Genomic DNA, 14,837 nt, shown 5'->3' with positions numbered 1-14,837 from the left:
ATGTCGATGCTCAGCTGGCTCGACCGATCCGGTGACCAACTCACCTTCTACATCAGGGCTCTGATCTGGATCCCGCGAACGCTGAGGCGCTACCTCAAGGAGGTGCAGCGTCTCCTCGCCGAAGTCGCCTTCGGCAGCGGCGGCCTCGGCGTCGTCGGCGGCACCATCGGTGTGATGATCGCGATGACCCTCGCCACCGGTACGGTCGTCGGCCTCCAGGGGTACGCGGCCCTCAACCAGATCGGCACCGCGGCCTTCACCGGATTCATCTCCGCGTACTTCAACACCCGTGAGATCGCACCCCTCGTCGCCGGGCTCGCGCTCTCCGCGACCGTCGGCGCGGGCTTTACCGCCCAGCTCGGCGCCATGCGGATCAACGAGGAGATCGACGGTCTGGAGTCGATGGGCGTGCGTTCCATGCCCTATCTCGTCACCACCCGGATCATCGCCGGGGTCGTCGCCATCATCCCGCTGTACGCGATCGGGCTGCTCTCCTCGTACGTCGCCTCCCGTTACGTCACCGTCCTGTTCAACGGACAGTCGGCAGGGACCTACGACCACTACTTCAATCTCTTCCTCTCTCCACAGGACGTCCTGCTGTCGGTGCTCAAAGTGCTGATCTTCAGCGTGATGGTGATCCTCGCGCACTGCTACTACGGCTTCCACGCCACCGGCGGACCCGCCGGGGTGGGCGTGGCCGTCGGCCGTTCGGTGCGGAACGCGATCGTGCTGATCAGCGTCACCGACTTCTTCCTCTCGCTCGCCATCTGGGGCGCCACGACGACCGTGAAGGTGGCCGGCTGATGAAGAACCGGACCACGCGCACCGCCCGCCGCAGACTCGCGGGAGTCACCTTCCTGCTCGTGCCCGCCCTGCTCATCTGGGTCTCCGTCGCCGTGTACGAGAAGGAGTTCACCGACGACGCCACCGTCACCGTGCGCACGGGGAGCGTCGGCAACGAGATGCACGACAACGCCGACGTGAAGCTGCGGGGCGTCGTCATCGGACAGGTCCGTGACATCTCCGTCGACGGCGAGGGAGCGCGCCTCACCCTCGCGATCGATCCCGGGAAGCTCGACCGGATTCCGGCCGACGTCACCGCCCAGATGCTGCCCACCACTCTCTTCGGCGAGCGGTTCGTGGCACTCGTGCCGCCCGCCGTACCTTCCGCGCAGACGCTGCGCCCCGGAGCCGTCATTCCGCAGGACCGCTCCAGCAACGCCATCGAGCTGGAGGAAGTCCTCGACAACGTCCTGCCGCTGCTGACCGCCGTCCAGCCGGACAAGCTCTCCGCCACCCTCAACGCGGTGTCGCAGGCCCTCCAGGGCCGCGGCGAGAAGCTCGGCGACACGCTCGTCACGCTCGACAGGCACCTGCAGAAGTTCAACCCCCAGCTCCCCACGCTCAACGCCGACATCAAGGAACTCGTCAAGGTGAGCAGGGTGTACGCGGACGCGGCCCCCGACATCCTCGACGCCCTCACCGACTTCACCACCACCAGCGGCACCATCGCCGAGCAGCAGGCGGAACTGGCCGACCTCTACGGCTCCACGACCGCCACCGCGCAGGACGTCACCTCGTTCCTGAGGGAGAACAAGGACAATGTGATCCGGCTCTCCGCCGCGGGCCGGCCGACCCTGGAACTCCTGGCGAAGTACTCCGCCGAATTCCCCTGCACCCTGCGCACGATGGCCGGGTTCGTCCCCGCCATGGACAAGGCGCTGGGCAAGGGCACCGACCAGCCCGGTCTGCACGTCACCCTCAAGGCCGTGGCCTCCAAGGGGAAGTACCAGCCCGGCAAGGACACCCCGGTCTACGACGCCACCGGCGGACCGCACTGCTACTCGGTTCCGTACGTCGGAGCGGCCGTGCCGACCGCCGCCGGCCGGGCCGCCGCATCGGTCGCTCCCGGTGACAAGGCGGACGCCGACGAGCAGGCCAGCACGGCGCCCGCGGCGAAGGACACCGCACTCGGCATGCCCAACTCCCCGCAGGAGAGCCGGCTCGTCAACGAGCTGGTCGCTCCCTCACTGAAAGTCCAGCCGCAGACCCTGCCCGACTGGAGCAGCGTGCTCATCGGTCCGGCCTTCCGCGGTGCGGAGGTGAAGCTCAAGTGAAGCGCCGCTCCCTCGTGGGTCCGCTCGCGAAATCGATCGTCTTCATCCTGGTGACGGTCCTGGCCACCACGGTCCTCGGTCTGTCCATCGCCAACACCGGAGTCGGCGACACCACCACGTACAAGGCCAGGTTCACCGACGCCACCGGTCTGATCGTCGGTGACAGCGTCCGGATCGCCGGGGTCAAGGTCGGGCAGGTCGAGTCCATCGAGGTGGCCGACAGGCGGCTCGCCGAGGTCGGCTTCGCCGTCCGCAAGGGGCGCAGGCTCCCCGCCTCGGTGACTGCCTCGATCAAGTACCTCAACATGGTCGGCCAGCGCTACATCGACCTCGACCAGGGCGCGGGGCCGGTCGGCAGGAGCTTTCGGGACGGAGAGACGATTCCGCTCTCCCGCACCACCCCGGCACTCGACCTGACCCAGCTCTTCAACGGCTTTCAGCCCCTCTTCGAAGGGCTGTCCCCGCCGGACGTCAACCAGCTCGCCGGCTCCATCGTCCAGGTACTCCAGGGCGAGGGCGGCACCGTGGACAGCATCCTCCAGCACGTCGGTTCCCTGACCACCACGGTCGCGGCCAAGGACGAGGTGATCGGCGAGGTGATCAAGAACCTCAACACGGTACTGAAGACCGTGAACGACCGGGAAGCCGGCTTCGACGACCTGGTCGACACGCTCCAGGAACTTGTCACGGGCTTCTCCGGCGACCGCAAACCGCTCGGGGAGGCGGTCACGGCTATGGGCGCACTCACCACGGTGACCGCCGACCTGCTGCAGGACGGGCGCAAGCCGCTCAAGGACGGCATCAAGCAACTCGGCCGCCTGTCTGACCAGTTGGACAAGGGGGCACCGCAGATCGAGAACATGCTGACGAAGACCCCGGCCAAGATGGAGGCGATCAGCCGCCTCGCCTCGTACGGCTCCTGGCTCAACCTCTACCTCTGCGAGGCCAAGGTCAGTGGTGTGACGACCGAGGACGGCAGCGCACCGCCCACCGGGATCGGGATCACGACACCGAGCAGGTGCCTGGCATGAGAATCAGACCCCTGCGGGAACGCAATCCCGTGGCCATCGGCATCGTCGGCCTCCTCGTCCTGGCCCTCGCCGGCTTCGGCGCCTACCGCGCCGACTCGTTGCCCTTCATCGGCGGCGGCACCACGTACACCGCCGACTTCACCGAGTCCGCAGGCCTGGGAGACGGCGACGAGGTACGGATCGCCGGCGTCAAGGTCGGCGAGGTGACCGGTGTCTCCCTCGACGGTGCCAAGGTCAAGGTCAGCTTCCGGGTCAAGGACGCCTGGATCGGCAACTCCTCCACCGTCGGCATCGCCATCAAGACCCTCCTCGGGGAGAAGTACCTCGCCGTCGACCCGCTCGGCACCGGTCCCCAGGACCCGGACCTGCGCATCACCGCGAGCCGGACGACCTCTCCGTACGACGTCACCCAGGCGTTCAACGGACTGGGCGAGACCATCGGGGAGATCGACACCGAGCAGCTCGCCAAGAGTTTCGAGACGATCTCCGCCACCTTCAAGGACTCGCCCCCCGACGTGAGGAGCGCCGCCGACGGGCTCTCCGCCCTCTCCCGGACCGTGTCCGAGCGTGATGCCCAGCTGGCCACCCTGCTCAAGGGCAGCAAGCGGCTCACCAAGACGCTCGCCCACAAGAAGAGCAGCTTCGAAACCCTGCTGAAGGACGGCAACCTGCTCCTGGGAGAGATCCAGGCGCGCCGCGACTCCATCCATCTGCTGCTCACCGGCACCCGGGACCTGAGCACCCAGCTCACCGGTCTGGTCGCCGACAACAACAAGCAACTGAAGCCGACCCTGGACTCGCTCGGCCGGGTCACCGCCGTCCTGGTGAAGAACCGCAAGAGCCTCGACAAGGTGCTGTCCCTGGCCGGTTCGTACAACCGGCTCGTCGGCAACACCCTCGGCAGCGGCCGCTGGTTCGACAACTACGTCTGCGGGGTCGTCCCCAAGGACTACCTTCCCGCCGGCACTCCTCCGGCTACCGGATGCATGCCACCCAAGCAGCAAGGCGGCCGCTGACATGAGAATCACGCGCATCGTCGGCATCGGCGCCGGCCTCGCCGTCGTGGCCGTCGCCGCCACCTCCGGGGTGATGGCCATGGACGAGGAGGGAACGACGACCGTCACCGCCTACTTCGACCAGGCCACCGGCGTGTACGCCGGATCGGACCTGCGGATCCTCGGCGTGAGGGTCGGCAGGGTCGAGAGCGTCGAGCCGAAGGGCATGGAGGTCCAGGTCACGCTCCGGGTCGACAAGGGCGTCAAGGTGCCCAAGGACGCGCACGCCGTGGTCGTCGCCCCCAGCCTGGTGGCCGACCGGTACGTGCAGCTGGCCCCCGCGTACGACGGGGGACCGGTACTCGCGGACGAGGCCGTCCTGCCGGCCGCGAAGAACGCGACGCCGGTCGAGGTCGATCAGCTCTACGCCTCCATCACCGAACTCTCCACCGCGCTCGGCCCCGACGGGGCCAACGCGAACGGCGCCCTGGCCAAGCTCCTCGACACCGGCGCCGAGAACCTCGACGGAAACGGAAAGGCCATCGGGGACTCCATCGAGCAGTTCGGCAAGGCGACGAAGACCCTCGACAAGAGCAGCGGAAACCTCTTCGACACGCTGTCCTACCTCCAGACCTTCACCACCATGCTGAAGGACAACGACGGCAACGTCCGCGCCGCCGAACAGCAGCTCAACTCCGTCACCGGATTCCTCGCCGACGACAGGACGAACATCAGCGCCGCACTGAAGGAACTGGGCACCGCTCTCGGGCAGGTCAAGACCTTCATCCAGAAGAACCGCGGCGCCCTCAAGGCGAACGTGGATGTCCTGGTGCCGATCACCCAGACCCTGGTCGACCAGCGCGCCTCGCTCGCCGAGTCCCTGGACACGCTGCCGCTCGCCGCGGGCAACGTGATCAACGCCTACGACCCGTTGAACCGCACCCTGAACGGCCGTACCAACCTCAACGAACTCTCCATGGGCGGTCCGCTCACCGCCGGTCCGGCCGGACTCACGCCGGTGGACTCCGTACGGCAGAAGGCCCTGCCCTCACTGCCGCTGCCCGCCGTTGGGACCGTCTACGGCACCCCCGACAAGACCGCCACGCAGAAGAAGGGGGCGAACCGATGAGCCGCGTCCTGCGCAGACCCGGCGCCCGCGTGACCGGCGTCGCCGCCGTGCTCGCGGTGGGCGTCGGCCTGGCCCTGATCGTCACCACGGTCGACCTGCCGACGTTCACCGGCATCGACCAGGTGACCCTGCCCGGTGGCGCGGACCTGGGGGACCACCCGTACGAGATCACCGCCGAGTTCGGTGACGTACTCAGCCTCGCCCCGCAGTCCTCGGTCAAGGTCAACGACGTGGCCGTCGGCCGCGTCACCAAGATCTCGCTGGCCTCAGGCAGCTGGAACGCCAAGGTCACCATGCGGGTCAACGGAAAGATCAGACTGCCCGCCAACGCCTACGCCCACCTCGAACAGTCCAGCCTCCTGGGCGAGAAGTACATCCAGCTCTCCCCGCCCGCCGCCGGCGCCGCTCAGGGGGCACTCGCGGACGGCGACCGCATCCCGCTGACCCGGACCAACCGCAATCCGGAGGTCGAGGAGGTGTTCGGGGCGCTGTCGATGCTGCTGAACGGCGGCGGCATCAACCAGCTCAAGACCATCACCACCGAACTCAACAAGGCACTCGCCGGGCAGGAACCGCAGGTCCGCTCCATGCTGAAGCGGGTCAACACCCTCGTGACCGACCTGGACGGGCACAAGGGAGACATCACCGACGCCCTCGACGGAGTCAACCGGCTCTCCGCCACCCTCGCCACCCGCAAACAGGACGTCGGTACGGTCCTCACCGGGCTCAGCCCCGGCATGAAGGTCCTGGAGAAGCAGCGCGGCTCGCTGATGACCATGCTCCGCTCGCTCGACACCCTCTCCACCGTCGCCGTCGACACGGTCAACAGGAGCAAGGCCGACATGGTCGCCGACCTCAAGGCCATCGCCCCCACGCTCCAGGCCCTCGCCGACTCCGGCCAGGATCTTCCCGACTCCCTTCAGGTGCTGCTCACCTACCCGTTCACGGACGAGGTGCTGCGCGGGGTGAAGGGCGACTACCTCAACGTCTACCTGGATGTGACGGCCATGCCCGGCACACAGATCATTCCGCCGCTCGTCCCCGCCGGAACGACACCCCCGGCGGTCCCGGGCAGCGCGGCCCGGAGGTCCGGCCCGGCCCTGCCGCTGCCCCTTCCCTCGGTCACCTCGACGACGAAGGGGAGCAACTGATGATCACCCTGGCCATCCGGCTCAAGAACATCGCGTTCCTGATCATCGCGGTACTCGTACTCGGCTACCTGGGAGTCCGCTACGCCGACCTCGGCCACTACGTCGGCATGCGCAGCTACTACACCGTCAAGGTCGAGCTCCCCCGGACCGGCGGCCTGTTCACCCACTCCAACGTCACCTACCGGGGCGTCTCCGTGGGCAGGGTCGGACCCATCGAACTCACCGATGACGGGGTGGAGGCCGAACTGCGCATCGAGAAGGACGCCCCGCCCATCCCGGACGCGCTGAAGGCCGTCGTCGCCAACCTTTCGTCGGTCGGCGAGCAGTACGTCGATCTGCGGCCGACCCGCACCGATGGGCCGTACCTGGCGAACGGCTCCGTCATCGACCAGGCCGACACGACCGTTCCGGCGCCCGTCACCGACGTACTCACCAGCGTCGACGACCTCGCCGGCTCCGTCGACCTCGAATCGCTGCGCACGGTCGTCGACGAGTTCGGCACCGCCTTCGAGGGACGCGGCGACGACCTTCAGGTGCTGCTGGACACCGGCAGCGACTTCGTCCAGGCGGCCGACGACGCACTGCCCGTCAACACCCGGCTGATGATCGACGGCGAGACCGTACTGCGCACGCAGGCCGAACAGGGCAACGCGCTCAGGGGGTTCGCCTCGGGCGCCAAGGAACTGGCCGCCGAGCTCAAGGGTTCCGACACCGACCTGCGCAAGCTGATCGCGGTCGCCCCCGACGCGACCGGCCAGATCAGCGGACTCCTGCGGGACCTGGACCCGAGCTTCGGCGTAGTCGTCGCCAACCTCCTCACCACGTCGGACATCGCCGTCACCCGGCAGCGCGGACTGGAGGAGCTCCTGGTGAAGCTTCCGGCCGTCGCGGCAGCGGGCTCCAGCGCGGTCGACGAGAAGGGTGCCCGCTTCGGCATGTCGGTCACCTTCTTCGAGCCCCTCCCCTGCACCGCCGGGTACGGCGGCACGACCTATCGCAACGGACTCGACGTCACGGCCGGCCCCGCAGTCAACACCAAGGCCCGCTGCACCTCGTCGCCCGGAACGGGCATCAACGTCCGCGGCAGCGCGAACGCCCCGAAGGGCGGGGCCCTCCCGCCGCCGGCCAAGCCCGGCTCGATGCTTCTGTCCGACGACGCACAGCACCGGCTCCCCGGAGCGCTCGGCGTACCTGCCGACACAGCCCCGGCCACCGGCGGCATGGCCGGTCTGCTGGGCCTCGGACAAGGAGGCGGCGCGTGACACCCCGTACGAAGACGCTGGGCGGCTGGGCCGCGCTGCTTGCCGCCGTACTGATCTGCGCACTCGGCGGCTGGTCCTACGCACAGGCACGCGGCGACGACGACCTCGCCTACGCCAAGAGCCGCGACGCCGCGCTCGCCGACGGGAAGCTGCACCTCTCGCGGCTCAACAGCCTGGACGGCAAGTCCGCCAGGAGCGTGAACACGGGACTCGGCACCTGGCTCGACTCCTCGACCGGGCCGCTCCACGAACAGCTCGCACGCACCCGGAGCAAGGACGCGGGCGAGCTGACGAAGTCCGGTGCCACGGCGCGCGGAAAGGTTACCGACGCGGCGCTGACCGCCCTTGACCAGCGGACCGGCACCGCCGAGATGATCGCGACCGTCGATGTCCAGGTCACCCCGCGCACCGGAAAGGGCGGCACCGAACGCAAACGCTTCGAGGCCACCCTCGCCCGGACTGCTGACGGCTGGAAGGTCAAGGCGCTCACGGCGATAGCGGTCGGGAGCGGCACATGAAGCGGCAGGGAGGGGCGGCGGTCGTGACCATCGGCACGGATCCGGGAGGCGTCGGCGGGCCCGACGTCGCGGCGGACGAAGTACCGGGCGACGAGCTCGGGCAGGACACCGCGGCGGACACCGGGGCCGGTGAGGACGAGCGAGCGCCCGGCGCGGGTCACCGCCCGCTGCGCGTGGCGGTCGGCGTCCTCGTCGTCGTGCTGCTCGTGGCGGGTGGCGGACTCTTCGCAGCGGGGCGTCAACTGCGCGATACACCCGCCACTTCCAACAGGGCGCTGACCGACAGCGCGGCGACCGTCCGGGTGGCGGGCGACGTCACCAACGCGCTCGGCAAGGTGTTCTCCTACAGCCCGGAAGCCACCGGCGTCACCAAGGAGGCCGCGAAGCAACTCCTCGCCGGCAAAGCGCTCCAGCAGTACGCGGCGCTGTTCGGCCAGGTGGAGAAACAGGCGGCCGACCAGAAGCTCACCCTCACCACTCACGTCGTACGGGCCGGGGTGACCAGGCTGACCGACGAGAGCGCCCACCTGCTCGTCTTCCTGGACCAGGTCTACGAACGCAAGGGGAAGGCCGCCAGCAGGGCCGCGGCTCAGCTCTCGGTCACCGCTCAACTCCGCGACGGACGCTGGACGATCGTAGAGATCAACTCCAGATAGACCCCGCGAGGGGCGACGCGCAGCAGTACCGCAGGAACAGCACGCACAGCACAGACCGGCCGGCAGGGAGAGGCAACGATGGCACGGGTACGGATGACGAGGAATCCGCTGGTGGCGGCGGCGATCGTGCTGACGGTCGCGGCGGCGGGCGCCGCGGGCTGGGGCGGAGTGTCCTGGTACCAGGCGGAGCACGACGGCTCGGCGGCGTACGCCCAGGCGCGCGACGACGCCCTCGCCGCCGGCGAGCAGGCCGTGCAGAACATGAACACGCTCGACCACGAACAGCTCGCCAAGGGCCTCGACAGCTGGGAGGACTCCACCACCGGAGACCTGCACCAGCAACTCGTCGACGGACGGGACGGGTTCGTGAAACAGATCCAGGCCGCGAAGACCGTCAGTACGGCCAAAGTGCTGTCCGGCGCGGTCACCGAGCTCGACGACCGGGCCGGCAAGGCAGGCGTGATGGTGGCCCTGCGGGTCACCGTGACCGCGCCCAAGGGCAAGCCCGCGGTGAAGGAGAGCCGGATGCTGGGCCAGCTCACCCGCACCTCCGATGGGTGGAAGCTCAGCGCCCTCGGCCAGGCGCCCGTCGGCAACACCGCCGGCTGACGGCTCACGCCACCGACTCCCACCCCGCACCGAGAGGACCCACGGACCATGTCGACGACCCGCCACCTCGTGAACCGGCAGCGACGCCTGGCCACCGTCGCCGCCGAACGTACCGCCACGCCCGCCCCCGTGCGCGAGCCCGTGGACCCCGAGACCGTCCTCGACGAGTCCGCGCAGGACGACGACGCCGCCGACGAGGCGCGACCGCAGGAGAAGCCAGGAAAGGACGAGCCGCCCTCCGGCCGGCCGGCCCGGCTCCGGATCGGACTGCCCGCCGTGCTCTGCGCCCTGACCGTCCTCCTCGGCGCCTTCGCCGCGTGGGCGTTCACCTCGGCCGCCACCCTGAACGACGACCCGGGCCGGCGGAACACGGCGCTCACCGACATCGCCCGCACCAGCGAGGTGAAGGGGCAGATCACCGAGGCCGTCGGCGCGGTGTTCTCGTACAACTACGCCTCGCCCGCCAAAGCCGGAACCGCCGTGAAGAAGTACCTGACGGGCAAGGCCGTCCAGCAGCACACGGACATGCTGGCCGAGGTTCGGGCACAGGCACCGAAGCAGAAGCTCGTCCTCACCACGACGGTCACCGAGAGCGGTGTGGAGCTGCTCGACGGCGACCGCGCCCGGCTGATCATCTTCGCCGATCAGAGCAACACCCGTACGGGCAAGTCGGAGGAGACCACCTACGCCGCGGCGATGTTCGCCGTGGACGCCGTCCGCCGGGACGGCACCTGGCGGATATCCGCCATCGATACGTTCACCCGGTGACCCGGGGGAGAGGAGAGCACGCATGAGGTTCAACGGCACCATGCGCCGCGGAATGGGCGGCACCGCAGCCGCCGTCGCCGCGATGGCAGCGCTCACCGCGTCCCAGGCACCGGGGCTCGTCGCGCACGTGAAGACGCAGCAGCAGAAGACGGAAACGGACGAGGTCAAGTGGTCGCAGGTACCCAACGACGACTCGTACCACACCGAACTCCCGCCCCTGAAGAGCCCCGAGCCACCCAAGCCCGGCGTCAAGCGGAACAAGGCCGCTGTGCAGTCGTGGTCCGAGGCGGGCATCCCGTCCACGGTGCTCGCCGCCTACCGCAGGGCGGAGAGCGCGCTGGGGCGCAGTGACCCGGGCTGCCGGCTGCCGTGGCAGATCCTGGCGGCGATCGGCAAGGTCGAGTCCGGGCACGCGGCCGGCGGCCGGGTGGACGCCCACGGTACGACGCTCTCCCCCATCCTGGGACCGGTGCTCAACGGCGCCGGGTTCGCGAACATCCCGGACACGGACGGCGGCGGGTACGACGGGGACAAGACCTACGACCGGGCCGTCGGCCCGATGCAGTTCATCCCCTCGACCTGGGCGCACTGGGCGAGGGACGGCAACGGCGACGGGCGCAGCGACCCGAGCAACATCTACGACGCCTCCCTGGCCGCCGGGGCCTACCTCTGCGCCGGCACCCGCGATCTGACGGTGCGCGCCGACCTCGACCGGGCGGTCCTGAGCTACAACCACTCGGACATCTACCTGCGTACCGTGCTGTCCTGGCTGGCGTTCTACCGCAACGGCGTCCATGTGGTGCCCGACGGAAAGGGGACGGTGCCCAGGAGTCCCGGAGCAGGCGGCCCCAGCGAGCCCGAGTACCCGGTGGGCGGACCCGGTACGGGAGGAAGCGGCGGCCATGGCGGTGGGGGCATCGAAGTCGGCCCGCAGCCGAGCCACTCCACCGGGCCGACGACACCGGGCACCGCGAGCCCGAGCCCGAGCACGAGCCCCTCGCCGAGCGGCACGGAGTCCCCGGACCCAGGCGGTCCCACGGACCCGGGCACCACCCCCGATCCCACCGACACCGGCTCCGCCGGCCCGGACCCCGGCACCACTCCCGACCCCGGCACCACTCCCGACCCGGGCACCACCCCGGATCCCGGCCCGACCACCACGCCCCCCGGTCCCGGGGAGCCCGGCTGCCCGACGGACCCCGCCTCGCCCGACCCGACGAACACAGCGGGAACCGCCGAAACCGGGGAGACGCCGTCGCCCGAGCCGACGGCCACGGACGATCCCTGCTCCACGCCCTCGGCGCCGCCCGCCACCGCCTGATCCCCGGCGCTCCGTCAGTCGCCCGCCGACAGCACCTCGGCCAGGTCGTACCGCACCACCTCTTCCAGCTGCGCGTACGTGCAGCCGGTGGGGGTGCGGTCCGGCCGCCACCGGCGGAACTGGGTCGTGTGCCGGAACCGGTCTCCCTCCATGTGGTCGTACGCCACCTCACAGACCCGCTCCGGACGCAGCGCCACCCAGGACATGTCCTTCTTCCCGGACCAGCGGCTCGGGGCGCCCGGCATCCGGGAACCCTCATGTGCCTCGGCGTCCCCCCAGGAACCCCACGGGTGCTCGGCGACCTGCGTCACCAGGGGTTCGAGCTCGGCGACCAGTTCGGCGCGACGCTTCATGGGGAAGGCCGCACAGACGCCCACGTGCTGAAGCGTGCCCTGTTCGTCGTACAGCCCGAGCAGCAGCGAACCCACGACCGGACCGCTCTTGTGGAAGCGGTATCCCGCCACCACACAGTCGGCGGTCCTCTCGTGCTTGATCTTGTACATCGCGCGGGTGTCCGGCCGGTACGGCAGATCGAGCGGCTTGGCGACGACCCCGTCCAGGCCCGCTCCCTCGTACCGTTCGAACCACTCCTGCGCCATGGCCGGATCGGTGGTCGAGGGAGCGAGATGGACCGGGGCCGAGGCATCGGCGAGGGCGGCCTCCAGCACTGCCCGCCTGTCCGACTGCCGGGTGTCCAGGAGCGAGTCGTCTCCCAGTGCGAGGAGGTCGAAGGCCACCAGGCTCGCCGGGGTCTGTTCGGCGAGCAGCCGCACCCGGGAGTCTGCGGGGTGGATGCGCTCGCTGAGCCGGTCGAAGTCCAGCCGGCCGTCGTACGCCACCACGATCTCGCCGTCGACGACGCAGCGCGGCGGGAGGTTCTCCCGGACCGCGGTGACCAGCTCCGGGAAGTAGCGGGTCAGGGGCTTTCCCGTGCGGCTGCCGATCACCACCTCGTCACCGTCCCGGTGCACGATCGCGCGGAAGCCGTCCCACTTCGCCTCGTACTGCATGCCCGGCGGGATCTGTTTCACGGACTTCGCGAGCATCGGCTTCACGGGCGGCATCACCGGCAGGTCCATGCCCCGATTGTGGACCGTGCTGCGGCCGGAGTCTTCCGATATGCGGCATATGTGTGCCCGGCCTACCGTGGCCGACATGGCAGCAGCGGGCAAAGCGGTGGAGCTGGAAGTGGCGGGACGGGCCGTACGGCTGTCCAATCCGGACAAGGTCTACTTCCCGGAGAAGGGCTACACGAAGAGGGACGTGGCCGAGTACTTCCTTGCCGTGGGCCCCGGGATCCTGCGTTCCCTGCGTAACCGGCCCACCACCCTCCAGCGGTTCGTGGACGGGGTCGAGGGCGAGTTCTTTTACCAGAAACGGGCCCCGAAGAACCTTCCCGAATGGATTCCCACCACCGAGATCTCCTTCCCCAGCGGCCGGTCCGCCCGCGAGATGTGCCCCACCGAGGTGGCTGCCGTGATCTGGGCGGCCAACCTCGGCACACTCACGTTCCACCCCTGGCCCGTCCGCGGCGGCGACACCGACCACCCCGACGAGCTGCGCATCGACCTCGACCCACAGCCCGGCACCGACTACGCCGACGCCGTCCGGGCCGCCCATGAACTGCGTGCGGTCCTGGACGACCACGGACTGCGCGGCTGGCCCAAGACCTCCGGCGGCCGGGGCATCCACGTCTTCGTACCCATCGAGGCACGCTGGACGTTCACCGAGGTCCGGCGGGCAGCCATCGCGGTGGGGCGCGAGCTGGAGAGCCGGATGCCGGACCGGGTGACGACCGCCTGGTGGAAGGAGGAGCGTGGTGAGCGGATCTTCGTCGACTACAACCAGACGGCCAGGGACCGGACGATCGCATCCGCCTACTCCGTGCGCCCCCGCCCCCACGCCCCGGTCTCTGCCCCCCTGCGCTGGGACGAGGTCGACGACGCCGAACCGCGTGACTTCGACATCCGGACCATGCCGGTGCGCTACGCGGAACTGGGCGACGTGCACGAGGACATGGACCAGGAGGCCTTCCGGCTCGACTCGCTGCTGGAGCTCGCCGACCGCCACGAGAGCGACGGCGGCCCGGGGGACCTGCCCTATCCGCCGGAGTACCCGAAGATGCCGGGCGAACCGAAAAGGGTGCAGCCGAGCCGCGCCCGCCATGACGAGGGCGACGAGGCATGAGCACGTCCGGGCAGCAGCCCGAGGCACACCACGGGGCGCACGGCAGGCCGCTGACCAGGGGCGAGAAGTGGGCGGCTTTCAAGGAGTCGCCCTACTTCCCGGCGACGGTCCTGGTGTTCATCCTCGCAGCGGCCGCCGGGCTCTTCGCCGGCTCGTACACGTACGCCATGGCCAACCCGACTCCCCACCGGATTCCGACCGCCGTGATCAGCCAGCCGGACACGGCCCGCGGCAAGGAGTTCGTCGCGGCGATGGACAAGGCCCTGGACGCCTCCCTCGTCATCCACGTCTTCAGGACGCCGGCCGCGGCGCGTCAGGCGCTGGAGGAGCAGGAGGTCTTCACGATCGTGCGCTCCGGCAGCCGCGGTGTGGGGCTCGACGTGGCCAGTGCCTCCGGCGCCGCCGTCGCCCAACTGCTCGCGGAATCCGCCGTGAAGGTGGGCGATACGCTGGGCATCCCGGTCGCCGTCGCGGATGTCAAGCCCCTCCAGAAGGGTGACCCGCGCGGACTCGCGCTCTTCTACATCTCGCTCGCTGCCGTGATCGTGGGCTTCGTCGGTTCCATCCAGCTGAGTGTGCACGCCAGGAGTCTGACCCCCCTGGAACGCATCGCGTTCACCATCACCTACTCGCTGCTGGGTGCCTTCGCCATCGCCGCGGTGGTGGACTGGCTGCTGGGCGCGGTCGATCTGCCCTTCGCCGAGTCCTGGCTGATCCTGGCGTTCACGATGTTCACCTCGGGCATGGTCTTCACCATGTTCAACACCCTGATGGGGCGCTGGGCCATGCTCCCGACCTGGGGCGTGATGGTGCTCCTGGGGAACCCGTCCTCCGGCGGAGCGGTGTCCTGGCCGCTGCTGCCCTCACTGCTCGGGCACATCGGACGCTGGCTGCCACCGGGCGCCTCCGTCAACGCCCAGCACACCGCCGTCTACTACCAGGGCCATCAGAAGCTCTTCCCCTACCTGGTGCTCGCGGTCTGGTGCCTGGTCTCCATCACGGTCTTCTGGGTGTGGCGCCACCGGCACCCGGGAGGCCGCGACCGCATGCCCGAGCATGCGGCCGCGGCCACCTGATGCCGAACGGTGCCGTG

General features: G+C 69.6%; 15 protein-coding genes. 14 read left to right on the top strand and 1 reads right to left on the bottom strand.

The window, feature by feature from the left end:
• The 12 genes from OG538_RS03525 (at window position 1) to OG538_RS03470 (ending at window position 11,557) form a co-directional block, all read left to right on the top strand.
• Window positions 1-804, top strand: a complete 804-nt coding sequence (locus OG538_RS03525) for an MlaE family ABC transporter permease (RefSeq protein WP_406090010.1) — start codon at window positions 1-3, stop codon at window positions 802-804.
• On the top strand, window positions 804-2,117 hold the full coding sequence (locus OG538_RS03520; protein ID WP_406090008.1) for an MCE family protein: 1,314 nt from the start codon (window positions 804-806) through the stop codon (window positions 2,115-2,117). The genes OG538_RS03525 and OG538_RS03520 overlap by 1 nt, the downstream gene beginning before the upstream one ends.
• Window positions 2,114-3,148, top strand: coding sequence for an MCE family protein (locus OG538_RS03515; protein WP_406090006.1), 1,035 nt, complete (start codon window positions 2,114-2,116; stop codon window positions 3,146-3,148). The genes OG538_RS03520 and OG538_RS03515 overlap by 4 nt, the downstream gene beginning before the upstream one ends.
• Complete coding sequence (locus OG538_RS03510) at window positions 3,145-4,164, top strand: MCE family protein (RefSeq protein WP_406090004.1); 1,020 nt, start codon at window positions 3,145-3,147, stop codon at window positions 4,162-4,164. The genes OG538_RS03515 and OG538_RS03510 overlap by 4 nt, the downstream gene beginning before the upstream one ends.
• A 1-nt stretch (window position 4,165) precedes the next feature.
• Window positions 4,166-5,272 carry an MCE family protein gene (locus OG538_RS03505; RefSeq protein ID WP_406090002.1) on the top strand — a complete coding sequence of 369 codons (1,107 nt, stop codon included), beginning with the start codon at window positions 4,166-4,168 and terminating at the stop codon, window positions 5,270-5,272.
• On the top strand, window positions 5,269-6,423 hold the full coding sequence (locus OG538_RS03500) for an MCE family protein (RefSeq protein WP_406090000.1): 1,155 nt from the start codon (window positions 5,269-5,271) through the stop codon (window positions 6,421-6,423). Before OG538_RS03505 ends, OG538_RS03500 begins: the two co-directional genes overlap by 4 nt.
• Complete coding sequence (locus tag OG538_RS03495; protein ID WP_406089998.1) at window positions 6,423-7,685, top strand: MlaD family protein; 1,263 nt, start codon at window positions 6,423-6,425, stop codon at window positions 7,683-7,685. Before OG538_RS03500 ends, OG538_RS03495 begins: the two co-directional genes overlap by 1 nt.
• Window positions 7,682-8,203, top strand: a complete 522-nt coding sequence (locus OG538_RS03490) for a hypothetical protein (RefSeq protein WP_406089996.1) — start codon at window positions 7,682-7,684, stop codon at window positions 8,201-8,203. Before OG538_RS03495 ends, OG538_RS03490 begins: the two co-directional genes overlap by 4 nt.
• Entirely contained in the window at window positions 8,200-8,859 is a 660-nt protein-coding gene (locus OG538_RS03485) for a hypothetical protein (RefSeq protein ID WP_406089994.1), read from the top strand. Before OG538_RS03490 ends, OG538_RS03485 begins: the two co-directional genes overlap by 4 nt.
• 111 nt (window positions 8,860-8,970) lie before the next feature.
• Window positions 8,971-9,468 (top strand): nuclear transport factor 2 family protein, encoded by a 498-nt coding sequence (locus OG538_RS03480; RefSeq protein WP_406099974.1) that lies wholly within the window; start codon window positions 8,971-8,973, stop codon window positions 9,466-9,468.
• A gap of 48 nt (window positions 9,469-9,516) precedes the next feature.
• Complete coding sequence (locus OG538_RS03475; RefSeq protein ID WP_406089992.1) at window positions 9,517-10,236, top strand: hypothetical protein; 720 nt, start codon at window positions 9,517-9,519, stop codon at window positions 10,234-10,236.
• A 22-nt stretch (window positions 10,237-10,258) separates the two neighbouring features.
• Window positions 10,259-11,557 carry a lytic transglycosylase domain-containing protein gene (locus tag OG538_RS03470; RefSeq protein WP_406089990.1) on the top strand — a complete coding sequence of 433 codons (1,299 nt, stop codon included), beginning with the start codon at window positions 10,259-10,261 and terminating at the stop codon, window positions 11,555-11,557.
• A gap of 14 nt (window positions 11,558-11,571) precedes the next feature.
• On the opposite strand, the gene OG538_RS03465 is transcribed toward OG538_RS03470, so the two are convergent.
• Window positions 11,572-12,636: an ATP-dependent DNA ligase gene (locus tag OG538_RS03465; protein ID WP_406089988.1), complete on the bottom strand. Its 1,065-nt coding sequence runs from the start codon at window positions 12,634-12,636 to the stop codon at window positions 11,572-11,574.
• A 97-nt stretch (window positions 12,637-12,733) separates the two neighbouring features.
• On the opposite strand from OG538_RS03465, the gene ligD reads away from it, so the two are divergent.
• Together ligD and OG538_RS03455 are read left to right on the top strand one after the other, a co-directional pair.
• On the top strand, window positions 12,734-13,744 hold the full coding sequence (gene ligD / locus OG538_RS03460; protein ID WP_406099973.1) for a non-homologous end-joining DNA ligase: 1,011 nt from the start codon (window positions 12,734-12,736) through the stop codon (window positions 13,742-13,744).
• The gene (locus OG538_RS03455; RefSeq protein WP_406089986.1) at window positions 13,741-14,820 is read left to right on the top strand and encodes an ABC transporter permease; all 1,080 of its coding nucleotides are present in this window, start codon (window positions 13,741-13,743) and stop codon (window positions 14,818-14,820) included. Before ligD ends, OG538_RS03455 begins: the two co-directional genes overlap by 4 nt.
• Window positions 14,821-14,837 lie beyond the last annotated feature (17 nt).

Origin of the sequence: Streptomyces sp. NBC_01013, from assembly GCF_045162765.1 — a bacterium.
Classification (GTDB): domain Bacteria; phylum Actinomycetota; class Actinomycetes; order Streptomycetales; family Streptomycetaceae; genus Streptomyces.
Note: the sequence above shows the minus strand (reverse complement) of the source record. Positions and strands in the feature narration are given on the sequence as shown.

What these genes read in the sequence shown, in the direction of transcription:
- OG538_RS03510 (WP_406090004.1), top strand. Translation starts at nt 3,145, where the DNA reads ATGAGAATCAGACCCCTGCGGGAACGCAATCCCGTGGCCATCGGCATC.
- OG538_RS03505 (WP_406090002.1), top strand. Translation starts at nt 4,166, where the DNA reads ATGAGAATCACGCGCATCGTCGGCATCGGCGCCGGCCTCGCCGTCGTG.
- OG538_RS03465 (WP_406089988.1), bottom strand. Translation starts at nt 12,636, where the DNA reads ATGGACCTGCCGGTGATGCCGCCCGTGAAGCCGATGCTCGCGAAGTCC.
- OG538_RS03485 (WP_406089994.1), top strand. Translation starts at nt 8,200, where the DNA reads ATGAAGCGGCAGGGAGGGGCGGCGGTCGTGACCATCGGCACGGATCCG.
- OG538_RS03495 (WP_406089998.1), top strand. Translation starts at nt 6,423, where the DNA reads ATGATCACCCTGGCCATCCGGCTCAAGAACATCGCGTTCCTGATCATC.
- OG538_RS03455 (WP_406089986.1), top strand. Translation starts at nt 13,741, where the DNA reads ATGAGCACGTCCGGGCAGCAGCCCGAGGCACACCACGGGGCGCACGGC.
- OG538_RS03470 (WP_406089990.1), top strand. Translation starts at nt 10,259, where the DNA reads ATGAGGTTCAACGGCACCATGCGCCGCGGAATGGGCGGCACCGCAGCC.
- OG538_RS03475 (WP_406089992.1), top strand. Translation starts at nt 9,517, where the DNA reads ATGTCGACGACCCGCCACCTCGTGAACCGGCAGCGACGCCTGGCCACC.
- OG538_RS03500 (WP_406090000.1), top strand. Translation starts at nt 5,269, where the DNA reads ATGAGCCGCGTCCTGCGCAGACCCGGCGCCCGCGTGACCGGCGTCGCC.
- OG538_RS03525 (WP_406090010.1), top strand. Translation starts at nt 1, where the DNA reads ATGTCGATGCTCAGCTGGCTCGACCGATCCGGTGACCAACTCACCTTC.
- OG538_RS03520 (WP_406090008.1), top strand. Translation starts at nt 804, where the DNA reads ATGAAGAACCGGACCACGCGCACCGCCCGCCGCAGACTCGCGGGAGTC.